The organism is Janibacter sp. UYMM211, assembly GCF_040547045.1.
Classification (GTDB): domain Bacteria; phylum Actinomycetota; class Actinomycetes; order Actinomycetales; family Dermatophilaceae; genus Marihabitans; species Marihabitans melonis.
This window is the reverse complement of sequence record NZ_JBEPOY010000001.1, coordinates 1044814-1066659: the sequence shown is the minus strand read 5'-3', so window position 1 is coordinate 1066659 and position 21846 is coordinate 1044814. Positions and strand designations below refer to the sequence as shown.

Genomic DNA, 21846 nt, shown 5'->3' with positions numbered 1-21846 from the left:
GAGGGTGCGGGTGTGGGGGTGAGGTCCGGCGGTGCCGGCTCAGTAGGTGTCGTAGTCGTAGCCGCTGCTGCTGTCCTGGCTGATCGCCCAGGCGAAGAAGGAGGCCACGGCGATGATCGCGAGGACGGACAGGACGGCGAAGACGATCCAGCCGATCTTCGTCAGCCTCGAGGCGGACGCCGGGTCGGAGGACTGCTTGACCAGACCCATGATGCCGAGGATCAGCGGGGCGATGCCGACGAGCGTGCAGTAGCACGACAGCGTGAGCAGCGCCGACAGGATCGTCAGCACGAGGGCCGAGACGTTGAGGTCGCTGCTGCCCCCGGCGGGCGGCGGGCCGTAGGGGTTCGGGGAGTAGGGGGTCTGGCCGTACTGGGGCTGCTGGCCGTACTGGGGCTGCTGGCCGTAGCCGGGCTGGCTCGCGCCGTACGGGCTCGGCTGCTGGCCCTGCGGGCCACCCGAGCTCTGGCCCCCGGGCTGCTGCGGGTCCTGGCCGGGCTGCTGCTGCGGGTAGGGGTCCATGCTCACGTGCGAGTCCTCGTCTGGCGTCGTCGGGAGGCGCGTCCCCCCGCTGGGTCGCCAGGGTACGCGGGCACGGCCTGCCCCACGACGGGGAGCGGTCCCCGGCCGCTCAGCGCAGGTGCAGCTGGACGAGCGCGAGCGTCGCGTCGTCGAAGGCGACGAGCGTCACCTCGTCGACGTCGGCGGTCGAGGCCGAGATGGTCTCGACCGCGCAGGCGACGGCGTCCCCCTTCGGCCACCCGTAGATCCCCGCGCTCACGAGCGGGAAGGCGAGCGTCCGCGCGCCGATCTCCTCGGCGACCTCGAGGCTGCGGCGGTAGCAGGACGCGAGGAGGTCGCGGTCGCGCTCGCCCGCCGAGTAGTTCGGCCCGACGGTGTGGATGACCCAGCGGGCGGGCATCTCGCCCGCGGTGGTCCAGCCCGCGTCGCCGGTCGCGAGCCCGTTCGGGAAGCGCTCGACGCAGTCGCGCAGGACTGCCGGCCCTCCCGCGCGGTGGATCGCGCCGTCGACGCCCCCGCCGCCGCGCATCGCGCGGTTCGCGGCGTTGACGACGGCGTCGACGCGGGCCTGGGTGATGTCGCCGCGGACGGCGTGCGGTGTCGGCATGCCCCCATGCTGCACCGGTGGGAGGATGACCGGGTGAGTGCGACGCTGCCCCAGGTGGTCCCCGGAGCCGACCTGCCCGACGCGGTGACGATCTACGAGGTCGGGCCGCGTGACGGGCTGCAGAACGAGTCGACGGTCGTGCCGACCGCGGTCAAGGCCGACTTCGTGCGGCGGCTCGTCGCCGCGGGGCTCGGCACGGTCGAGACGACCTCCTTCGTCAGTCCCCGGTGGGTGCCCCAGCTCGCCGATGCCGAGGACCTGCTCACCGAGCTCGGCGACGAGGGCCTCGGCCACTGCTGGCCGGTCCTCGTGCCCAACGAGCGCGGGCTCGACCGCGCGATGGAGCACGGGGTCGGCGCGATCGCGATCTTCGGCAGCGCGACGGAGACCTTCGCCCAGCGCAACCTCGGGCGCTCGCTCGCCGAGTCGGTGCAGATGTTCGCCCCCGTGGTGCGCCGCGCGCTCGACAGCGACCTGTGGGTGCGGGCGTACGTGTCGATGTGCTTCGGCGACCCGTGGGAGGGCCCGGTGCCGGTCACGCAGGTGGCCGACGCGTGCGAGTCCCTCATGGAGCTCGGCGCCCACCAGCTCTCGCTCGGAGACACCATCGGCACCGGCACCACCGGGCACGTCGAGGCGCTGCTCCTCGAGCTCGAGCGGCGCGGCATCGGTGCCGACGTCATCGGCGTGCACTTCCACGACACCTACGGGCAGGCGCTGGCCAACACCCTCACCGCCCTGCGGGCCGGTGTGCGGGTCGTCGACGCCTCCACCGGCGGGCTCGGCGGTTGTCCGTACGCGAGGTCGGCGACGGGCAACCTCGCGACCGAGGACCTCGTGTGGGCCCTCGACGGGCTGGGCATCCGCACCGGGGTCGACCTCGGCGCGCTCGTCGAGACGAGCGTGTGGATGGCCGAGCAGCTGGGTCGTCCGGCGCCCTCGCGGGTCGTCAAGGCGCTCTCCGGGGGCTGAGCGACGGGTCCGTCGGCGGCGCCAGGGGCGGTCAGGTGTGACCGCGGGGCGGTCAGGTGTGGCCGGGGGCGGCCGGTCTGCGGCCGCGTCAGCCGGCGACGGCGACGCCGGTGATCCGGTGGATCGAGTACGTCCGCTGCTCGTCCTTGACACTCCCGCGCACGCGTCCCCCTTCGACCGCCTCGGGCAGCAGGAGCACACGGCGCACGTCGCCGATCGCGTCGGCGACGCCGAGCCACACGTGCACCCGGTCGGCCGCCGCCTCGCGCAGCACACCGGCGACCCCCGCGGGGTCCATCGGGGGCAGCGGGGGCCCGGTCGGGCTGACGAGCGCGCGGGCCTGGGCGGCCTGCTCGCTGCGGCGCATCGCGGCGACGAGCGCCGGCGGGTCGGCCGCCACCGTCACCGGCGGCGGCACCTCACGGGGCGGGCTGACGCGGCGCACCGCGCCCGCCGCCGTGACGACCCCGCCCGAGCTCTCGCGCACGGGTGACGCACCGACCTCGCGCAGGCTCTCGAGCAGGACCGGGGCGGAGGCTGGGGAGACGAGCACCGTCGGGGCGAGCCGGCGCAGCTGGAGGTGCGAGAGGTCGCGCAGGGCGAGCAGGCGGTCGAGGTGCGCCTCGTCGTCGCTGCGCAGGTAGGAGCCGACGCTGCCGGCGCGCAGCTGCCCGTGCCGGCGGGCGACGTCGCGCACGAGGTACTCCAGCCCCTGCGGGAGGGGTGTGCGGCTGATCGCCGCGAGCTCGGCGAGGAGCTGCTCGCCGTCGAGACCGGCGTCGAGGGCCTGGCGCACCGAGGCATCGCTGAAGCGGTAGATCGAGGCGCCGCCGCGCGACTCGAGCGTGGCGCTGCGGCGCAGGGTGGTCGCGAGGGAGGGGCTCGGCGGACCGGGCACGACGGCGGTGAGGTCGGCCTGGACGAGCGCGTGGTCGACCGGCTCGGGCAGGTCGCCCTGGAGGATCTCGACCGCCTGGGGCGAGGCCCCCCGCACGACGGCGGTCGCCGCGGTGCCGATGCGGCCCTGGACGGTGACGCCCAGGCGCTCGGCCTCGGTGAGGACCGAGCCGACGACGCCCTCGGCGTCCTGGGGCATGCGGCGGGGACGGCGCTCGCGCAGCGCCGTCGTGACCTCGGCGGCGGGCACGCCCTGCGCGAGCACGTCGAGGACGTCGGCCCGCAGACCGCGGATCGGGGGCCAGACCATGTCGTCGGACAGGGCCCGCGGTGCGCTCTCGCCGATCTGCAGGGTGGTGCGCAGCGAGGTGGTCCACGGCACGACGAGGTCGACCCAGCGCTGGGCGGTGCTCGCCTCGCGCCAGGTCTCGACGAGGGTCGTGAGGCGCCAGGTCGGCTCGGCCCCCTCGTCGTCGGCGAGGAGCCGGGCGCCCAGGGCGAGGTCGAGCAGGAAGCGCAGGTCGTCGGGGTCGAGCTGGGTCTGGCGGGCCAGCGAGCGCAGGTCGACGACGGCCATGCCGCCGGACCGCAGCACGCGGGGCCGGGCCGACTCGAGGTGCTCGAGGACCTCGTCGAGGAGCGCGACGAGGTCGAGGACGACGGCCGCCGTCTGGGTGTCGACATCGGGGGAGGGGCCGCTCTCGGCCGGGGCCGTGAGGTCGGGGCGACGGCGGGTCGTCCCGCCGCGCAGGTGCAGGGCGACCTCGCGAGGGAGGGTGACGCGCAGTCGGGCGGTGTCGTCGGCGTCCTCGCGCACCGCCGCGAGGCCGTGCTCGCCGAGCCACCGCGCTGCCGTCGCCGCCTGGCTGTCGCTGCTCACCGTCGCGACGGGCCCGCCGTCGACGAGCCGGTCGAGGACGGTCCGCGCCGCGGGTGGGGCCTCCTCGCGCAACCGGTCGACGTCGTCGGGGTCGACGACGGGCAGGCGCAGGTCGGCGGCCCGGGGCCCGAGACCGGCGGGGGCGGGGCCGAGCACGTCGAGGACGGTGCGGGTGGGGGCCAGCCCGTCGGGCGCGCGCCACAGCAGGGCGGCGTCGCGCAGGGCGAGGACCGGCTCGGCCAGACCGGGCCCGTCGAGACCGGTGAGCTCGGCCAGTCCCTCGGGCACGGGCTCGGCCACCCCGTCGAGGGCTGCGCGCGGCGAGCCGTCGAGCAGCGCGGCGGCCTCGAGGACGGCGAGGTGGGTGGCGTCGAGGTGGTCGACGGCGCGGGTGGTGCTCGCGACGGTGGCGGCGCGGGCGGCGAGCGCGGTGAGGTCGGCGGGGGCGGGCCGGGTGAGGTCCGGGCGTCGCCGGAGGAGCTCAGCCAGCTCCTCCTCGGAGCGGGAGCGGATGTCCTCGGCCAGCGAACGCACCAGTGCACGCTACTCCGGGACCCAGCAGCACCTTGACGCACGAGCAGCACGACGAGATGCGGCTCGCGCTGCGAGGTGCTGCCTGCAGCACCTCGTCTAGGTTCGGGGGATGGCGCACCCGAGCGGAGAGCAGTGGCAGATCGAGCACGGCGACCTCGTCGCTGTGGTCACCGAGGTCGGCGGCGGGCTGCGGTCGTTGCGCCTGGGCGATCTCGACGTCGTCGCCGGCTACGAGGCCGACGAGATGGCCTCGTCGGGCCGCGGCCAGGTCCTCGTGCCGTGGCCGAACAGGCTGCGCGACGGGCGCTACGAGATGGACGGCACGACCCACGAGCTGCCGATCACCGAGCCGGAGACCGGCAACGCCAGCCACGGCCTCGCCCGCTGGGAGGGCTGGCGGCTGCGCGAGCGGCACGACGACGCCGTCGTCGTCAGCCACACGATCCACCCGCGGCCGGGCTGGCCCTTCCACGTCGAGGTCGTCGTCGCCTGGGTGCTCGACGGCTCGGGCCTGACGTGCACGACGCAGGCGACGAACGTCGGTGACGCCGTCGCCCCGTGGGGCTACGGCGCGCACCCCTACCTCGCGCTCGCCGGCACGCCCGCGGCGCAGGCCCGCGTGCGTGTGCCCGCCGCCCAGGTCCTCCTCGTCGACGACCGGATGCTCCCGGCCGACCTCGTCGAGGTGGGCGGGACCCCCTTCGACCTGCGTGACGGCGAGCCGCTCGGCGAGCGCGACGTCGACAACGCCTACACCGACCTCGAGCGGGGCGATGACCGCTGCTGGCAGGTCGAGATGGCCACGGACCGGCTCGTCAGCCGGGTGTGGGGCGGGCCGGGCCTGGACTGGGTGCAGGTCTTCACCGGCAAGGCGCGCGACGAAGGGGGAGCCCCCGGGGTCGCCGTCGAGCCGCTGTCGTGCCCGGCGGACGCCTACAACACCGGGACCGGCCTCGTGCGTCTCGAGCCCGGGCAGACGTGGACCGCCCAGTGGGGTCTCGAGGCGCAGCGGGTCTGAGGCTCAGCCGGCGCGCTGCGTGCGCGGCGAGGTCGAGGGGCTCGCGGCGGGCAGGCCGTTGACCTCGGGGCTGACGATGCGCTCGATGCGCAGCAGCATCCATGCGCTGACGACGAGGCCGAGGAGCATGCAGCCGATGAAGACGGCGGCCAGGCCACGCCCGAGCAGGACGCCCGCGAGGACCGGTCCGACGATCGCGCCGAGCATGAAGGCCGTCGAGCTCGCGGCGTTCATCCGGCCGCGCAGGTGGTCGGGGGCCGAGTCGTTGACCATCGCCGGGATCGAGGGCTGGAGCATCGTCTCGCCGAGACCGAAGACCGCGCCGTAGGCGACGACGAGCATCGCGGCGGCGAGGGTGCCCGGCAGCAGGCCGGACAGCCCGAGCAGGCCCCACGAGACGGCCCAGATCGCGAGGAGGGTCATCATGACGCGGGTGCGGCGGTGGCCCTCGATGCGGTGGAGGACGACGAACTGCAGCAGGACTATGACGGCGGTGTTGGCGGCGAAGAGCAGGCCGACCGCCTCGGTGCTCACCTGCGAGACGGTCCGGGCGAAGGCGGGGATGCCGGCCTCCATCTGCCCGTAGCCGACGGTGCTCGTCAGCGCGGTGACCGCGAGGATCCAGCCGAAGCCGGGGCGGCGCAGCACGGCGGCGTAGGACCGCGGCTCGGAGGCGTCCGTGTGCGCGGCCCGGCCGTGGACGTGGCGCAGCGGGCCGAGCAGCCACATGACGGGGATGAGGACGAGCACCGCGTCGAGGAGGAAGAGGGCCTCGAAGGTGATCGGCCGGTCGACGTCGACGACCGCACCGGCGAGGACCCCGCCGAGGCCGATGCCGAGGTTGAGCAGGGCGAAGTTCACGCCGAAGTAGCGCTGGCGCATCCGGCCCGCGACGATCGCGGAGATGAGGGAGTTCGACGCCGACCAGCCGGTGCCGTGCGCGAGCCCGAGGAAGAGGCAGGCGACGAGCGCGATCGGCAGGGTCGAGGAGAAGGCGAGCGCCACGGTCCCGATCGAGGCGAGCACACTGCCGCTCATGACGACGAGCCGGGCGCCGACCCGGTCGACGAAGGTGCCGGCGATCGGGCCGTAGATGGCGGCGATGACGGCCATGAGACCCATGAGGGTGCCGGACAGCTCGAGGCTGAAGCCGCGGACCTCGTGGAGGTAGATGACGGTGAAGGGCAGGGTCATGCCGCGCCCGAGGTGCTGCAGCGCGACCGTCGAGAGCAGGTAGCGGCCCTCGCGCGGGAGGGCGGCCCAGAAGCCGCGCACCCCGGGGCCGATCTCGTCGGCCGGGACGTCCACCGGGAGGGCGGAGGGCCGATGGGCAGTCACGAGGTGACACTGTGCCCCATCCGCGCACGGCCTGCATCTGGAGGCGCACCGGAGCACCGCCTCGACCAGGTCGGACGCCGGTGGGGCACGGCGAGGTGGGCGCGGGCGTTAGCCTTGAGGGTGGCCCACGGGCCGCACAGACATCGACGGCGACGCGACGCCCACGCGAGCGCGGCCGTGCACACGACAAGACCAAGGGGTTCACCGTGCCGACTGGCAAGGTCAAGTGGTACGACCAGGAGAAGGGCTTCGGCTTCATCTCCGGCGACGACGGCGAGGACGTCTTCCTCCACGCGAACGCTCTCCCGCAGGGCGTGAGCACGCTCGGCGGCGGGACGCGCGTCGAGTTCGGCATCGTCGAGGGGCGCCGCGGCGCCCAGGCGCTCTCCGTCACCGTCCTCGAGCCCGCTCCGAGCGTCGCGGCCAACCGCCGCGAGCGCGACCGCAAGCCGGCCGAGGACATGGAGGTCATCATCGAGGACCTCATCAAGCTGCTCGACGGGGTCGGTGCCGGCCTGCGCCGGGGCCGCTACCCCGAGAAGGGCCAGGGCAGGAAGATCGCCCAGGTCATGCGCCGCGTCGCCGACGACCTCGACGTCTGATGGCGGCGACCAGGACCCGGGCGGTCAAGAGCGACGCCGTCCTCGCGGCCGCGGTGGAGACCGCGCGCGAGGCCGTCGTCGCCGTCGCCGACCCCGGCACCGTCGGCGAGCACGAGTCCTTCGCGATGGACGAGGACCGGCTCGGCACCCACTACTTCACGTGCACCGCGCCGGGCTACCACGGCTGGCGCTGGGCGGTCTCGCTCGCCCGCGTGCCCCGCGCGAAGGTCGCGACGGTGTGCGAGACCCACCTCGTGCCCGGCGCCGAGGCGCTCCTGTCGCCGCAGTGGCTCCCGTGGGCCGAGCGGCTCCAGCCCGGTGACGTCGGCCCCGGTGACGTCACCCCGAAGATCGACGACGACCCCAACCTCGTCGCGGGCTTCGAGGCGACCGGTGACGAGGACGTCGACGAGGTCGGCTTCTTCGAGCTCGGCCTCGGTCGCCCCCGCGTCCTGTCGGGCGAGGGGCGCGAGGCCGCGGCCCAGCGCTGGTACGACGGCGAGCACGGCCCGACCGCCGCGGTCGCCGTCAAGGCGAGCGAGCACTGCTCGTCGTGCGGCTACTTCGTGCCGATGGCCGGCGCGCTGCGCCCCGTCTTCGGGGTGTGCGCCAACGAGTGGTCGCCGAGCGACGGCTCGGTCGTCAGCCTCGACCACGGGTGCGGTGCGCACTCCGAGGTCGACATGGACGCCCCGGAGCCCGAGCGCGTGTCCGCACCGGTGCTCGACGAGGAGACGCTCGAAGAGCTCTGAGCCGGTGGGCGCCCGGTCAGCGCTCGCCGACGCGTCGCACGGCGTCCGGCACGCGGATCGGCGCGTCCGCGTCGGCGGCGTTGCCGCGCCCGCGGCGCAGGTAGACCCACCCGAGCGCGCCGACGGCGAGGCCGCTGACGCAGGCCCACGGCCACCAGTCGCGATCTCCCGTGCGCAGGGGCGGCACGGCGAGGACGACGACGAGGGCGACGGCCCACAGGATCATGCCCGCGGCGGCGACCCGGTCGGCCCGCACGCGCACGAGGTCGGGGGCGTCGGTGCCCTGCTCGCCCTTCGACCCGCTCGTCACGGGGTCAGCGTAGGCGCACTACTCTGCGCGCATGTCCTCCACCCCTGACACGGCGCGCCTGGGCGCCCTCGACGGCTTCTTCCGCATCACCGAGCGCGGCTCGACCCTCGGCCGCGAGATCCGCGGTGGCCTGGCCACCTTCTTCACGATGGCCTACATCGTCGTCCTCAACCCGCTCATCATCGGGACCCAGGCCGACTCGACCGGTGGCTTCCTCGGTGGGGGAGACGTCGAGCAGGCCAAGCTCCTCGTCGCCGCCGGCACCGCCCTCGTCGCGGGCCTGCTGACCATCCTCATGGGCGTCGTCGCGAACTTCCCGCTCGCGCTCGCCGCCGGTCTCGGCCTCAACGCCTTCGTCGCCTTCGGCATCGCCAAGCTGCCGGGCATGACGTGGGCCGACGCGATGGGCCTCGTCGTCCTCGAGGGCATCATCATCTTGCTCCTCGTCCTCACCGGCTTCCGCCGGGCCGTGCTCCTCGCGGTGCCCGCCCAGCTGAAGACGGCGATCTCCGTCGGCATCGGCCTCTTCATCACCGTCGTCGGCCTCGTCGACGCGGGCTTCGTGCGCAAGGCGGCCGGCGGCCCCCTCGGCGAGCTCGGCGTCGGCGGCTTCCTCGCCGGCTGGCCGCTGCTCGTCTTCGTCATCGGCCTGCTGACGATCATCGGCCTGTACTCGCGCGGGGTGAACGGCGCGATCCTCTACGGCATCTTCGGCACGACCGTGCTCGCGCTCGTCGTCGAGGCCGTCGCCGACGTCGGCCCGCGCATCGTCGGTCCGGACGGTGTGGTGCAGAACCCCACCGGCTGGGGGCTCAACGTGCCCGCCCTGCCCGACACGCTCGTCTCCGTGCCCGACCTCGGGCTCATCGGCGACTTCAACCTCCTCGGCTCCTTCGACAAGATCGGCGTCGTCGCGGCCTTCCTGCTGATCTTCACGCTCATGCTCGCGGACTTCTTCGACACCATGGGCACGATGGTCGCCGTCGGCGCGGAGGGCGGTCTGCTCGACGAGGACGGCAACCCGCCGCACAGCCAGCGCATCCTCGTCGTCGACTCGATCGGCGCGATCGCCGGTGGCGCCGCGAGCGTCTCCTCGAACACCTCGTACATCGAGTCCGCCACGGGCGTCGGCGAAGGGGCCCGCACGGGTCTGTCGGCGGTCGTCACCGGCGTGCTCTTCCTGCTCGCGACCTTCCTCAGCCCGCTCGTCGCGGTCGTGCCCTACGAGGCGGCCACCCCGGCGCTCGTGCTCGTCGGCTTCCTCATGATGCAGCAGGTCGGCCAGATCAGCTGGGACGACCTCGAGATCGCGATCCCGTCCTTCCTCACGATCGTCCTCATGCCCTTCACCTACTCGATCACGGCGGGCATCGGGGCCGGCTTCGTCACCTACGTCTTCCTCAAGCTCGTCCGGGGCAAGGCGAGCCAGGTGCACCCGCTCATGTGGCTCGTCTCGGTGCTCTTCGTCCTCTACTTCGGCATCGACCCGATCAAGAGCCTCCTCGGCGTCCAGTAGCCGGTGAGCGAGGGGCGACTCCCCTCCACCCTTGAGTGAGCGCGAATCGCCGCTACGTCGCCGACGTAGCGGCGATTCGCGCTCACCCATCGGTGCGCCCCCGTCAGGAATGCTTAGCACAGGTAATGAGTTATGCTAAGTACCTGACGAAGGGAGCCCCGTGCCGACGAAGGAAGCAGCCGCCACCCGGCGGCTCTCGGAGGACCTTCGACTGGCCTGCATGAGGATCAGCCGACGCGTCCGCTTCGAGAGCGACCACGAGGTCGCACCCCACCAGTTCTCCGTCCTGTCCCGCATCGAGGACGGACCGCTCACCCCCCGAGCGCTCGCCGACATCGAGAAGGTGTCGGCCCCGAGCATGACCCGTACCGTCGGCTGCCTCGTCGAGGACGGCCTCGCCGAGCGGGCCGCGCACCCCGACGACGGCCGGCAGGTGCTCGTGACGATCACCGCCCAGGGCCGCGAGGTCCTGCGCGCGACCCGCGCCCGCCGTGACGCCTGGATGGTCGCCCGCGTCGCCGAGCTCAGCGCGCAGGAGCGCGCGACCCTCGCCGACGCCGCGAAGATCCTCGCCGAGATCGCGGCGAGGTGAGCCGGTGAGCCCCACCTTCGCCTCTCTGTCGATCCGCAACTACCGCATCTGGGCCGCCGGCGCCCTCGTGTCGAACGTCGGCACGTGGATGGGCCGCGTCGCCCAGGACTGGGTCGTGCTCACCGAGCTCACCGACCACTCCGCGACGGCCCTCGGCGTCGTCACCGGCCTGCAGTTCGCCCCGATGCTCCTCCTCGCGCCGTGGACCGGTGCGGTCACCGACCGCGTGCCGAAGCGCGCCCTCATCCTCGTCGCGCAGGCCACGCTCGGCCTCAGCGCGCTCATCGGTGGTCTGCTCGTCGTGAGCGGCACCGCGCAGCTGTGGCACTTCTACCTGCTCGCGCTGCTCACCGGGGTCGCGACCGCCTTCGACAACCCGGCGCGGCAGACCTTCGTCGGCGAGATGGTGCCCGCCGAGCGCCTCGCCAACGCCGTCGCGCTCAACAGCGCCTCCTTCAACCTCGGCCGGCTCGTCGGCCCCGGTGTCGCCGGTCTGACGATCGCCGCGATCGGCTCGGGCCCGACGATGCTCGCCAACGCGGTGACCTTCGCCGCCGTCATCGCCTCGCTGCTGCTCATGCGCCCCTCCGAGCTCACCCCCGCCCCGCGCTCGGCCCGCCGCGGGTCGGTCGTCGAGGGCCTGCGCTACGTGCGCAGCCGCCCCGACATCAAGCTCGTCATGGTGCTGATCTTCGTGCTCGGGACCTTCGGGATGAACTTCCAGCTGACGATCGCGCTCATGGCCACGCAGGTCTTCGACAAGGGCTCGCAGGAGTACGGCCTGCTCGGCTCGGTCATGGCGGTGGGCTCGTTGTCGGCCGCGCTGCTCGCCGCCCGCCGGGGTGAGCCCCGCCTGCGGGTGCTGCTCCTCGCGCTCGTCGGCTTCACCGTCGCCTCCGGCGCCGCCGCGGTGGCCCCGAGCTATCTCACCTTCGCCATCGCGCTCGCGGCCTGCGGGCTGAGCGCGCTCACGGCGATGACGACGGCCAACGCGATGGTGCAGATGCGCACCGAGCCCTCGATGCGCGGCCGCGTCATGGCGCTGTACATGGCGATCTTCTTCGGCGGCACCCCGCTCGGCGCGCCGCTCGTCGGCTGGATCGGCGACGTCCTCGGCCCGCGGTGGACGATCGGCATCGGCGCCGCCGCGGTCGGTCTCACCCTCGTCGCGGTGTCGGCCTGGCTCATCAGGCGAGAGGATGTCACCGTGAGCTACGAGTCGCAGCGGCGTCCCCACGTGCGCGTGACCGTCCGTCCGACCCAGATCATGCCGGAGGCAGCCAAGTGAGCCCCAAGGTCCGCCGCACGACGACGATCGTCGTCCTGCTCGCCCTCGTCCTCGCCGTCGCGGCGGGCGCCCTGCTCTGACGTGTGCGGCCCCTCCCCGTCCGCACGGGCGACGGGAGAGCCGGCCGCGCCGGCGACGGGAGCCAGCAGCGCAGGCGAAGGGGGAGTCAGCCGCCCTGGCGGGGCAGCGCCTCGCAGCCCTCTGGCAGGCCCCCGGACGGGTCGGCCTGCACCGAGTCGTCGCGGACGTACACGACGACCGCGCCGAGCGGCTGCCGGTCATACTGCGCCGAGCGGCAGCGCTCCCACAGCGCGAGGTCGAGCCCCTTGCGCTGCGCCCACTGCAGGTCGACGACGAGCACGGCGGGGTTGGCGTCGGCGGGCAACCGGGTGGACAGCTCCTGGGCGGGCAGACCGAGCCGCACCGCCCGCATCTGCGCCCACACCGTCACCGGGGTCTGCTCCGGCACCGAGCGCTCGACGAGCAGCGCGGCCGCCCGGTAGTCGTCGACCTCGAGCGTGAGCACCCCGCGCACGTGCTGGGCGGCGACGCCGGCGACCGGCACGGTGAGGGCGAGCGCGAGGGCCGAGGCGACCCGCGGCGCCCACGACGCGCGCCGGGGAGCGGTCGCGCCCGGCGCCGGGACCCAGGCCGCGGTCCCGAGGACGAGCAGGGTCGGCCACCACACGTACTGGTAGTGCGGCAGCTGCAGCGGTGACACGGCGAGGGCGAGGGCGCTCGCCGCGAGCGCGACGACGACCGGGGCGCTGCGCCGCCGGTGACGTACGGCGCCGGCGATCGCGAGCGCCCACAGCGCCGTCGTCGCGACCGGCCCGAGGTGCTGCGCCTGGTACCACCACCCCGACCACCACGGCGGGAAGAGCTGGTCTCGCCCGGCGACCGGGTGGGCGTGGCCCTGGGCGGCGTGCTCGGCCTGGAAGGTCACCGAGGTGCGCACGGCCTCGAGCGCGTCGCCGCCGAGCGGCAGGTAGCACGCGGCCCAGGTGGTGAGCGCGCCCACGGCCGCGACGGCGAGCGCGGTCACGGTCCGCCGCACCGGTCTCGTCGCGAGCCGGTCGAGGCGCCGGCGGGCGCGGGGGTCGAGCCGGCTGAGCTCGGCCGGGTCGCGCCGGTCGCGGACGCCGAGGAGCAGCACCGGCAGCAGCCCGGCGACGGCGAGCGCGCCCGTGAGCTTCGTCGCGACGGCGAGCCCGACGGCGGCGCCGCCGAGGAGGAACCACCACGACGACCAGCCCACGCGGGCGCGCAGCCAGGCCCAGGTCGCGAGCGTGACGAAGAGGGCGAGCGGCGCCTCGAGGGTCGCCATCCGTGCCGGCTCGAAGGGGAGCAGCCACCACAGCAGGGCCGCCCCGACGCCGGTGAGGACACCCCCCTTCGTCCGGCCGGTGACCTCCCACACGAGGCCCGCGACGACGAAGCCGGTGAGCCAGGCGCACGTCGCCGCCGGCAGCCGGCCGGGGATCGTCCCGTCGCCGAGCACCCCAATGGACAGCGCCATGAGCTCCTTGGCGAGCGGCGGGTGCTGCGCGTTGGCGAGCCAGTCGCCGGCGAGGTGGTCCAGCGCGGCGTCGCGGTAGTAGATCTCGTCGCCGCGGGTCGAGGCGACCCCGAGGCGCCACGTGGCCATGACGACCCCGGCGAGGCTCGCGAGGAGCAGCAGGAGGTGTCGCGGCCGGACGCCCCCGTGACCGCCCGCGTGCGGCAGGCTCACCGACTCAGCGGTCGAGCAGGTGGTCCAGGCACGCGACGAGCGCCGCGACGTCGTCGGGCTCGACGGCGGGGAAGGTCGCGACCCGCAGCTGGTTGCGCCCGAGCTTGCGGTACGGGTCGACGTCGACGACGCCGTGCTCGCGCAGGGTCGTCGCGATCGCGGCCGCGTCGACGTGCTCGGCGAGGTCGAGGGTCGTCACGACCTGCGAGCGGTGCGCCGGGTCGGTGACGAAGGGGGTGACCTCCTCGCGCCGGTGGGCCCACGCGTGGAGCAGCCCGGAGGACTCGCGGGTGCGGGCGTCGGCCCAGGCGAGCCCGCCCTGCTCGAGCAGCCAGCGCAGCTGGGCGTCGAGCATGACGAGGGTGGCGATCGCCGGGGTGTTGTACGTCTGGTCCTTGCGCGACTGCTCGACCGCCGTGACGAGGTCGAGGCTCGGCGGCACCCAGCGGCCCGATGCGCGGACCTGCTCGGCGCGCTCGAGGGCGGCCGGGCTGAGCACCGCGAGCCACAGGCCGCCGTCGGAGGCGAAGCACTTCTGCGGCGCGAAGTAGTAGACGTCGCTCTGCGCGAGGTCGACGGCGACGCCGCCCGCGGCCGAGGTCGCGTCGACGACGACGAGCGCGCCGTCGGTGCCCTCCGGCCGCTCGACGGGGGCCATCGCGCCGGTCGAGGTCTCGTTGTGCGGCCAGGCGTAGACGTCGATGCCGTCCTGCGCGACCGGCCGGGCGATCGACCCGGGCTCGGCGGAGACGACGCTCGGCTCGCCGACGAAGGGGGCGGAGCGCGTCACCTCGGCGAACTTCGAGGAGAACTCGCCGAAGACGCAGTGCTGGGCGCGCTCGTGGACGAGGCCGAAGGCGGCGACCTCCCAGAAGGCGGTGGACCCGCCGTTGCCGAGGACGACCTCGTAGCCGTCGGGGGCGCCGAGGAGCTCGGCGACGCCGGCCCGCACGGAGCCGACGAGCTCGCGGACCGGGGCCTGACGGTGCGAGGTGCCGAGCAGGGCCGGGCCGGGGCCGCCGGTGGCCCCGGCGGCGGCGAGCGCGTCGACCTGGGCCTGGCGGACCTTGCTCGGGCCGGAGCCGAAGCGGCCGTCACGGGGCAGGAGGTGGGCGGGGATGGTCGTCACTGCTGCACGATCTCCGAGGCGTCGGGGGTCTGGATGTCCACGGGCTCGCCCCAGCGGTCTGCCCGCAGGGTCACCGTGGTGCCGTCGAGGTCGACGACGAGCTTGCGGATGAGGTCGTCCTCGTCGAGCCACACGTCGTAGAGGAGCTGGTCGGAGGTCGTCGGCAGCGGGTCGCCGCCCACGGCGTCGCGGGCGCGCTCGGTGTCGACCACCGTCGTGTACCGGGTCGTCTCCTCGCCGTCGACGTCCTCGCTGCCCTGCTCGCCGACGCTCGTCACCCCGCCGAGGAAGCCGTCGAGCTGGCGCTGCAGCGAGAGCAGCTGGATCTGGTCGAGGGTGGCGCGCACCGTCGAGTCGGCGCTTTCGGGGTCGATCTCGACCCAGCGCGGCGGCTGGGCGAGGAAGTAGCGGTCGTCGACGGCGCGGTAGTCGAAGGTCAGGGTGTCGGCGCTCACCGTCATCTCGAGCGCGTCGGCGTCGAGGTCCTGGGCGCCGGTCGCCTCGACGGTCGTGCCTCCGAGCTCGACCTCGGCCTGCACCTCGGCGCTCGGGCTGTCGCGCAGCCCGCGCCGCACCCGCTCGACGAAGTCGTCGCGGTCGACGCTCTCGCCGGTGCTCGAGGGGGAGGGGAAGGTCGAGGTGCCGGTCCCGCCGCGCGAGGTGGGGGTCGCCCCCTTCGAGCTCGCGCGGCTCGAGGGGCTGCTCGTGCCGGACGAGCTGCCGCTCGACGAGCTGCTGCCCGACCCGGTGCTCGTCTCCCAGGGCACGGGGTCGGTCGGGGTCGAGCTGTCGCCCGCGGTGGGGGCGGGGTCGGTCGGCAGGGCGCAGCCCCCGAGCAGGCCGAGGACCGCCGCCCCGGCGAAGGCCGGGAGGGCGCGCCGGGCGGCGCGCCGGTGCCGGTGCGCGTGCTCGCGGGTCATCTCGCCTCCATCGGTGGTCGGCCCCACTGTGCCCGAGCGGGCGGGGGCGGGTCGATCTCGTCCCACATCATGCCCGGGGCTCGCTCAGCGCCCGCCGGCCGCCTCGACGACGGCCGGGGCGAGCCAGGACCACACGGCGCGCGCACCCTCGGGGGTGAAGTGCACGCCCTCCTCGTACAGCAGCGCCCCGCCGACGACCCGCTGGTGGCGCCCGCCGGGGCACAGCTGGGCGTCGAGGTCGAGCACGGTGACCCGCGGGTCGTCATCGCCCTGCCGCGCCGCCCAGTCGTCGATGACGCCGTTGACCCATGTCGGGTCGAGCACGAGCTCGCCGTCGGTGATGCCGAGCTGCGCGCGGATCTGCTCGAGCTGCTGACGCGGCTGGCTCGAGCCGTCGAGGACCCGGCAGGGGACGTTGAGGATGTCGAGCTGCGCAGCCCCGGAGCGCTCCGTCTGCTCTCGCATCGCGTCGAGATCGGCCTCGACGAGCCCGCGCAGCTGCTCCGAGCGCGGGGGCACGACCTCGCCGTCGACGACGGTCGGCAGGACGAAGCGCAGCCCGGCGGGTGCGAGGACGACGTCGGCGCCCTTCTCGCGGACCTCGCGCGGCCACAGCTGGCGCCACGACGCGCAGACCGGCGACTCGGGCACCTGCCGGTCGAGCACCTGCATCGTCACCGGGGTCGCGCTGCACCCGCCGTACTCGGCGTAGCGCAGCACCTCGAGCCCGCGGTAGCGACCGGGGTCCCACCCCGAGAGCAGGCTCGCCGGCACCGAGTCGCCGACGACGGCGACGCGCAACGGCTCGGCCGGCTCTCGCCAGGTGAGGGCGGCGTCGATCGGGCGGCCGTCCCACGGCTGGTCCTCCAGGGCCGGGGTGCGGGCGGCCATGACGAGGGCGACGGCGGCGACCGCCGCGACGGCTCCGGTCGTCACGGCGGTCGCGGAGAGCCCGCGACGGCGCAGGACCCGGCGCAGCCCGCCGGTGAGCACCGGCATCTCGACGAGGCGGTACGAGGCGACGGCGAGCACCCAGCTGAGGGCGAAGGCGGTGACGCCCGAGACGACCGGGTGGAGGTCGAGGCGCTGCCACCACAGCCCGATCGGCCAGTGGAAGAGGTAGAGCCCGTAGGACACCTGCCCGAGGTGGACGAGGGGCGGCACGGAGATGACCCGGTTGAGCAGCATCGGGCGGGGGTCGAGCGCCGAGACGCCCATGAGGGCCGCGGCGACGGCGAAGACGAGCATCCCGCCGCCGGCGAAGACCCCGATCGAGGTCTCGTCGAGCACGAAGAAGGCGGCGAGCGAGACGGCCGTGCCGATCCACCCGATGGCGTGCGAGACGGCCAGCGGCAGCTCGGGCCGTCGACCCCGCCGGTCCGGCGCGAAGTAGAAGGCGGCCGCGATGCCGATGACGAAGGCCTGCGCCCGCACGTCGGTGCCGTAGTAGAGCCGCGCGGCGTTGACGTCGGTGCCGACGAGGTGGTGGCTCCACCCGGCGAGGGCGACGGCGAGCGCCACCATGAGCCCAACCCGCTGGGCCCGGGTGCGCAGCACCCGCAGCGCGAGGAGGACGACGAAGGGGGCGAGGAGGTAGAACTGCTCCTCCACCCCGAGGGTCCACGCGTGGCGAAGGGGGGAGGGCTCGGCGAAGAGGTCGAAGTACTGGTCGTCGCGGGCCACGAGCCGCCAGTTGATCCACAGCGTCGCCGTCGCGGCCGCGTCGCCGGCGGTCTGGCGCCGGTCGCCCCAGCCGGTCGCCGTCGTCACCGCGAGCACGCCGACGACGAGCAGGAGCATCGCCGGCAGGACCCGTCGGGCCCGGCGGGCGTAGAAGCGCAGCACGTCGATGTCGCCGTAGCGCTGATGCTCGCGCAGGAGGATCCCGGCGATGAGGAAGCCGGAGAAGACGAAGAAGTGGTTGATGCCGATCCAGCCGCCGCCGAGCTGGCGCACGCCGAGGTGGTAGGCGACGACGAGGAGGACGAAGAGCCCGCGGTAGCCGTCGACGGGCGCGCTGTACGCCGAGCCGTGACGGTGCCGGTCGGTGCTCACCGCCGCCCTGATGACCCCCATCGCCCGCGACATGGAGGACAGACTAAGCAGCGCCTGACCCGCGGGTAGCATCGCTGCGATGTCCGGCCCGAGGAGCCCGCGGCGGTACCGGTCCGCCTACGGCCACACCCCAGCCCTCGACGGGTTCCGAGGGCTCTTCATGGCCCTCTTCCTCGTCGGGCACTTCGGGCTGCCGCACGCCGACGGGCTGTGGCTGGCGATCAACACCTTCTTCGTCCTCTCGGGCTTCTTCATCACCCGTCTGCTCGTCGAGGAGCGGGCGGTCACCGGCCGGGTCGACGCGTGGCGCTTCTACCAGCGCCGGGCCCGCCGGCTCCTGCCCGGGCTGCTCCTCGTCGTCTCCGCGATCACCGTGTGGGCCCTGGCCCTCGCGCCCGCCGGGCAGGCCCGGCGCATCGGCGGCGACGTCCTGGCCACCCTCGGCTTCGCGATGAACTGGCGTCTCGTCGTCCAGGGCGACCAGTACTTCGGCGACCAGGCCAACCCCTCACCCCTTCGCCACGCGTGGACGCTGGCGATCGAGGAGCAGTACTACCTGCTCATCCCCCTCGTGCTCCTGCTCCTCATGACCGTCCTGCGCTCGCGCAAGCGGCTCGGCATCGCCTTCGCCGTGCTCTCGCTGGTCGCGAGCGTGCACCTCGTGGTCGTCGCGTCGAGCGGCGCGAGCTTCCCCCGCCTGTACTACAGCACCGACACGCGGGTCTCGGCCCTGCTCATGGGCTCGGCGCTCGGCGCGTTCTTCTCCGCCGGGCGCGACGGGGTCGTGCCCCGCGTCCCGCGCCGCTGGGTCTCGCCGCTCGCGTGGGTCGGCGTGCTGAGCCTCGTCGCCGCCTTCTTCTCCATCGGGCCCTACTCGTCGTGGGTGTGGGAGCGCGGCGGGATGCTCCTGGCCAACCTCGGCACGGTGGCGATCATCATCGGGATCGCCGACCCGGCGCGGCCGCGGGCGATCGCCGCGGTCTTCGAGTGGCGGCCCGTGCGCGAGGTCGGCCGGCTGACCTACTCGCTGTACCTGTGGCACTGGCCGGTGCACGTCGCCCTGCTCGCATCGCCCATCGGCGACCAGGTGCTGCTCAGCGCGGTCGTCGGCCTGAGCCTGACCGCCCTGCTCGCCCACCTCAGCGACCGCTACGTCGAGGCGCCGGTGCTGCGCGGAGGCGTGCGTGCGCTGCTGCCGCGCACCCGTCGGCCGGTGCTGCTCACCGTCGCGGCCGTCGCGGTGCCCGCGCTCGTCGTCGGCGCGACCCTCATGCGCGCCCCGACCCAGGAGGCGCTCGCCGCGGAGCCGACGACGATGGACGCCGCGCCGCAGGTCGTGCAGGGCCAGCCCGAGTACGTGCCCGGCTCGCCGACCCGGATCGGCATGGTCGGCGACTCCGTGCCGTGGTACCTCGTCGAGCGCTTCCCCGAGCGGCTCTTCCCCGACGCGCAGCCGGTCAACCTCGCCCACGAGGGCTGCGACCTGCTCGACGCGCCGCTCGTCAACGCCTTCGAGACCAAGGCGACGACGCCGCAGTGCCAGGAGGCGAAGGACTCGTGGCCCCGGCGGGCGAAGGAGGCCGGCGTCGAGGCGGTCGCGGTGTGGGGGAGCACGCTGCTCTCGCTACCCCACGAGCAGCCCGACGGCACCGTCGTGCGTCTCGGCGACCCGGGGCACACCCAGATGGTCTTCAGCCAGCTCGACCGGATGCACGAGCGGGCGGGCGAGGCCGGCATCCGGGACTTCTACGTCGTCACCGTCACCTGCCGCAGCTTCCCCAAGGGGCCGGGCAACGACGAGTTCGACGCGATCCGCGAGGCCACGCCGGAGTACCTCGACGAGTACTCGGACCCGGTGCGCACCAACGCGCTGCTGCGCGACTGGGTCGAGGCGCACCCCGACACCCGCCTGCTCGACCTGCACGGGGCCGTGTGCGCCGACGGGTACACCGAGGAGGTGCAGGGCCTGCCCCTCTACGACGACGCGGTGCACTTCTCGCCCGAGGCCTCGCCGATGATCTGGCGCTGGCTGCTGGGTCAGGTCAGCCAGGCCTGGCGGACCCGGGGCTGACCCCCTTCGCCCGTCGTCACCACAGGTGGAGCGACGCCGTGAAGACCCCGCGCAGGTGCTCGCCGGTGACCTCGAGCGGCGCGGTGGCGAGCAGGCGCTGCTGCTGCAGGGCGCCCTCGACGAGCCCGTCGAGATCTGCCTCGCCGTACCCGACCTCGGCCAGCCCGGAGGGCATGCCGATGTCACGCATGAGCGCGGTGAGCACCGCGGGCAGCAGGGCAGAGGGCTCGTCGGCGGTGACCTCGCCGGTCGGGTCGAGCCAGTCGGCCGCGGCGAGATGGCGCTGCGGGTCGGCGTCGAAGGTCAGCGCGAAGGCCGCCGGCGCCGTGAGCGCGACCGCCATGCCGTGGGGGACCATCGCCTCGCCGACGTCGTACCCCGCGGGCCGGAAGTCCGAGCCGATGTCGTGGACCCGACCGGCGACCGGGTAGGCGTCGGCGTGCGGCACGTGGACCCCCGCGTTGCCGAAGCCCAGCCCGGCGAAGGTCGCCGCGAGCGCCATCTGGCCCCGGGCCTCGCGGTCCGAGCCGTCGGCGACCGCCCGGCGGAAGGACCCGGCGAGCAGCCGCAGCGAGCGCTCCGACCACATGTCGGCGATCGGGTTGGCGCCGCAGTACGGCACCCGCTCGTGGGCCTGCTTCGCCGCGAAGCCCGTGTACGGCCGCGCCGTCCAGCTCTCGAGGGCGTGGCACAGGATGTCCATGCCGGCCGCCGCGGTGACACCGGCGGGCTGGCTCAGGGTGAGGTCGGGGTCGACGACGGCGAGCACGGGGCGCAGCCGGGCGTGGCTGATGCCGGTCTTCACCTGGGCCTGGAGCACGTCGAGCACGCAGATCGTCGTCGACTCGCTGCCGGTGCCGGTCGTCGTCGGTACGGCGACGACCGGCAGGACGGGCCGGCTCGGTGCCTGCCCGCCGCCGACCGGGCGGTTGACGTAGTCCATGAGCTCGCCGGGGTTGGTGAGCATGAGCGAGACCGCCTTCGCGGTGTCGATGCTCGACCCTCCGCCGACGGCGACGACCGCGTCGACGGTGCCCTCGGCGCGGGCCCGCTCGACCGCGGCGAGGAGCGAGGCGTCGGTCGGCTCGACCCGGGCGCTGTCGTGGACGACCGCCTCGACCCCCGCGGCCCGCAGCGACTGCGCCGCCCGCTCGGGGTGACCGGTGGCGAGCACGCCGGCGTCGGTGACGACGAGCGCCCGGGCCGCGCCGAGACCCGCGACGTCGTGCCCGAGCTCGTCGAGCGCACCGGGGCCGTACTTGAGGGCGGGCGCGGCGTAGGTGAAGACGGTCTCGCTCATCGCGCGTCTCCCGCTGCCGGGGCCGTGCCGGGGATCCGTCGCCGCCCGACGTCGACCCAGGTCGCCGCCGCGCTCGCGAGCACGCGGTCGCCGTCGAGCAGGGCCGTGCCGCAGTGGCGGCGGCGCCCCTCGCGCCCCTCGCCCCACGACATGACGACGAGCTCGCGGCCGACCGGCACGGGCGAGCGCACCTCGGCGACGAAGGTCCCCAGCAGGAGCGCGTCGACCCCGAAGCCGACGGCGAAGGCTCCCGGGCAGTCCAGCGCGGCGAAGACGGTCGGCAGCTCGGCGTCGGGCAGGGTCACCGGCGCCGCGTGCACCCCCTCGCGCCCGGCCACCGCCCCGGCGTAGACGTGCAGCCCGGCGCTCGCGTCCGGCCCGCACACGTAGCACCCGGGGTAGGGGTGCCCGGTGAGGTCGTAGCCGTCGGCCGCGGCGCGGGCCTGCTCGAGCGAGACGGGGTCGGGGACGTGGAGCGACGGGGAGGGCGCCGGCCGGGCGACGCCGAGGACCGTGTGGGCGTCGAGGAGCCGCACCGCGACGTCGCGCTCACCAGCCCGTCCCTCGACCTCCCAGCGCAGCGGCTCGCCGACGGGCGTGGGCGCGACGAGGCGCACCTCGACGGCGGGCAGCTCCCCCGACCCCGGTGCGAGGGCCTCGAGACGGTCGGCGAGCAGGCCGCACACCCACCCCCCGTTGCCGCACCCGGGCGGACCCTGGTGGTCGGCGTCGACGACGGTGGGCGACGGGGGAGCCTGGGCGGACGACGGCGTCATGGTCACCGACCCTAGCGACGGACGACGCCGGTCCG

The 21846-nt window shown here is 74.5% G+C and carries 19 protein-coding genes; 8 read left to right on the top strand and 11 right to left on the bottom strand.

Translation table 11 applies throughout. The features are described from left to right. Positions 1–39 precede the first annotated feature (39 nt). Both ABIB53_RS04930 and ABIB53_RS04925 read right to left on the bottom strand, forming a co-directional pair. Positions 40–528, bottom strand: coding sequence for a hypothetical protein (locus tag ABIB53_RS04930; RefSeq protein ID WP_201467742.1), 489 nt, complete (start codon positions 526–528; stop codon positions 40–42). Positions 529–631: 103 nt separating this feature from the next. Next, the gene (locus tag ABIB53_RS04925; RefSeq protein WP_354587331.1) at positions 632–1129 is read right to left on the bottom strand and encodes an O-acetyl-ADP-ribose deacetylase; all 498 of its coding nucleotides are present in this window, start codon (positions 1127–1129) and stop codon (positions 632–634) included. Between the two features lie 33 nt (positions 1130–1162). Here ABIB53_RS04925 and ABIB53_RS04920 point away from each other — a divergent pair, with 33 nt between their 5' ends. Continuing rightward, positions 1163–2101, top strand: a complete 939-nt coding sequence (locus tag ABIB53_RS04920) for a hydroxymethylglutaryl-CoA lyase (RefSeq protein WP_354587330.1) — start codon at positions 1163–1165, stop codon at positions 2099–2101. Positions 2102–2189: 88 nt separating this feature from the next. On the opposite strand, the gene ABIB53_RS04915 is transcribed toward ABIB53_RS04920, so the two are convergent. Next, positions 2190–4412, bottom strand: a complete 2223-nt coding sequence (locus ABIB53_RS04915) for a helicase-associated domain-containing protein (RefSeq protein ID WP_354587329.1) — start codon at positions 4410–4412, stop codon at positions 2190–2192. Positions 4413–4521: 109 nt separating this feature from the next. Between ABIB53_RS04915 and ABIB53_RS04910 the strand changes: the two genes are divergently transcribed. Beyond that, positions 4522–5430, top strand: coding sequence for an aldose 1-epimerase family protein (locus ABIB53_RS04910; protein WP_354587328.1), 909 nt, complete (start codon positions 4522–4524; stop codon positions 5428–5430). Positions 5431–5433: 3 nt separating this feature from the next. On the opposite strand, the gene ABIB53_RS04905 is transcribed toward ABIB53_RS04910, so the two are convergent. Then, on the bottom strand, positions 5434–6768 hold the full coding sequence (locus ABIB53_RS04905; RefSeq protein WP_191564551.1) for an MFS transporter: 1335 nt from the start codon (positions 6766–6768) through the stop codon (positions 5434–5436). A gap of 206 nt (positions 6769–6974) precedes the next feature. Here ABIB53_RS04905 and ABIB53_RS04900 point away from each other — a divergent pair, with 206 nt between their 5' ends. Both ABIB53_RS04900 and ABIB53_RS04895 read left to right on the top strand, forming a co-directional pair. Further along, positions 6975–7370, top strand: a complete 396-nt coding sequence (locus ABIB53_RS04900) for a cold-shock protein (RefSeq protein ID WP_354587327.1) — start codon at positions 6975–6977, stop codon at positions 7368–7370. Continuing rightward, positions 7370–8122, top strand: a complete 753-nt coding sequence (locus tag ABIB53_RS04895; RefSeq protein ID WP_201467737.1) for a DUF3027 domain-containing protein — start codon at positions 7370–7372, stop codon at positions 8120–8122. The genes ABIB53_RS04900 and ABIB53_RS04895 overlap by 1 nt, the downstream gene beginning before the upstream one ends. Before the next feature lie 16 nt (positions 8123–8138). Here ABIB53_RS04895 and ABIB53_RS04890 read toward each other — a convergent pair whose 3' ends face one another. Continuing rightward, a complete protein-coding gene (locus ABIB53_RS04890) occupies positions 8139–8432 on the bottom strand; it encodes a DUF2530 domain-containing protein (RefSeq protein WP_224766991.1) in 294 nt (97 codons plus the stop codon). A gap of 31 nt (positions 8433–8463) precedes the next feature. On the opposite strand from ABIB53_RS04890, the gene ABIB53_RS04885 reads away from it, so the two are divergent. From ABIB53_RS04885 to ABIB53_RS04875, 3 genes are all read left to right on the top strand, one after another. Beyond that, a complete protein-coding gene (locus ABIB53_RS04885; protein WP_123093711.1) occupies positions 8464–9948 on the top strand; it encodes an NCS2 family permease in 1485 nt (494 codons plus the stop codon). Between the two features lie 220 nt (positions 9949–10168). After that, on the top strand, positions 10169–10540 hold the full coding sequence (locus ABIB53_RS04880; RefSeq protein ID WP_083968156.1) for a MarR family winged helix-turn-helix transcriptional regulator: 372 nt from the start codon (positions 10169–10171) through the stop codon (positions 10538–10540). 4 nt (positions 10541–10544) lie between these two features. Then, a complete protein-coding gene (locus ABIB53_RS04875) occupies positions 10545–11828 on the top strand; it encodes an MFS transporter (protein WP_251718292.1) in 1284 nt (427 codons plus the stop codon). A 166-nt stretch (positions 11829–11994) separates the two neighbouring features. Here the strand turns inward: ABIB53_RS04875 and ABIB53_RS04870 are convergent, their stop codons facing one another. From ABIB53_RS04870 to ABIB53_RS04855, 4 genes are all read right to left on the bottom strand, one after another. Continuing rightward, positions 11995–13560: a glycosyltransferase family 39 protein gene (locus ABIB53_RS04870; protein WP_354587325.1), complete on the bottom strand. Its 1566-nt coding sequence runs from the start codon at positions 13558–13560 to the stop codon at positions 11995–11997. Between the two features lie 4 nt (positions 13561–13564). Then, positions 13565–14689 (bottom strand): phosphoserine transaminase, encoded by a 1125-nt coding sequence (serC, locus tag ABIB53_RS04865; protein WP_354587324.1) that lies wholly within the window; start codon positions 14687–14689, stop codon positions 13565–13567. Further along, on the bottom strand, positions 14686–15609 hold the full coding sequence (locus ABIB53_RS04860; protein ID WP_354587323.1) for an LppX_LprAFG lipoprotein: 924 nt from the start codon (positions 15607–15609) through the stop codon (positions 14686–14688). Before ABIB53_RS04860 ends, serC begins: the two co-directional genes overlap by 4 nt. An 84-nt stretch (positions 15610–15693) precedes the next feature. Beyond that, on the bottom strand, positions 15694–17697 hold the full coding sequence (locus ABIB53_RS04855; RefSeq protein ID WP_354587322.1) for an acyltransferase family protein: 2004 nt from the start codon (positions 17695–17697) through the stop codon (positions 15694–15696). Positions 17698–17743: 46 nt separating this feature from the next. Here ABIB53_RS04855 and ABIB53_RS04850 point away from each other — a divergent pair, with 46 nt between their 5' ends. Next, entirely contained in the window at positions 17744–19735 is a 1992-nt protein-coding gene (locus ABIB53_RS04850; RefSeq protein WP_354587320.1) for an acyltransferase family protein, read from the top strand. A gap of 16 nt (positions 19736–19751) precedes the next feature. On the opposite strand, the gene ABIB53_RS04845 is transcribed toward ABIB53_RS04850, so the two are convergent. Then, positions 19752–21035 (bottom strand): hydroxyacid-oxoacid transhydrogenase, encoded by a 1284-nt coding sequence (locus tag ABIB53_RS04845; RefSeq protein WP_354587319.1) that lies wholly within the window; start codon positions 21033–21035, stop codon positions 19752–19754. Continuing rightward, entirely contained in the window at positions 21032–21811 is a 780-nt protein-coding gene (locus ABIB53_RS04840) for a hypothetical protein (protein WP_354587318.1), read from the bottom strand. Before ABIB53_RS04840 ends, ABIB53_RS04845 begins: the two co-directional genes overlap by 4 nt. Between the last annotated feature and the right edge of the window lie 35 nt (positions 21812–21846).

Coding starts and splice junctions, on each gene's coding strand:
- ABIB53_RS04925 (WP_354587331.1), bottom strand. CDS start 1,129: ATGCCGACACCGCACGCCGTCCGCGGCGACATCACCCAGGCCCGCGTC.
- ABIB53_RS04910 (WP_354587328.1), top strand. CDS start 4,522: ATGGCGCACCCGAGCGGAGAGCAGTGGCAGATCGAGCACGGCGACCTC.
- ABIB53_RS04895 (WP_201467737.1), top strand. CDS start 7,370: ATGGCGGCGACCAGGACCCGGGCGGTCAAGAGCGACGCCGTCCTCGCG.
- ABIB53_RS04885 (WP_123093711.1), top strand. CDS start 8,464: ATGTCCTCCACCCCTGACACGGCGCGCCTGGGCGCCCTCGACGGCTTC.
- ABIB53_RS04880 (WP_083968156.1), top strand. CDS start 10,169: ATGAGGATCAGCCGACGCGTCCGCTTCGAGAGCGACCACGAGGTCGCA.
- ABIB53_RS04860 (WP_354587323.1), bottom strand. CDS start 15,609: ATGACCCGCGAGCACGCGCACCGGCACCGGCGCGCCGCCCGGCGCGCC.
- ABIB53_RS04855 (WP_354587322.1), bottom strand. CDS start 17,697: ATGTCGCGGGCGATGGGGGTCATCAGGGCGGCGGTGAGCACCGACCGG.
- ABIB53_RS04850 (WP_354587320.1), top strand. CDS start 17,744: ATGTCCGGCCCGAGGAGCCCGCGGCGGTACCGGTCCGCCTACGGCCAC.
- ABIB53_RS04845 (WP_354587319.1), bottom strand. CDS start 21,035: ATGAGCGAGACCGTCTTCACCTACGCCGCGCCCGCCCTCAAGTACGGC.
- ABIB53_RS04840 (WP_354587318.1), bottom strand. CDS start 21,811: ATGACGCCGTCGTCCGCCCAGGCTCCCCCGTCGCCCACCGTCGTCGAC.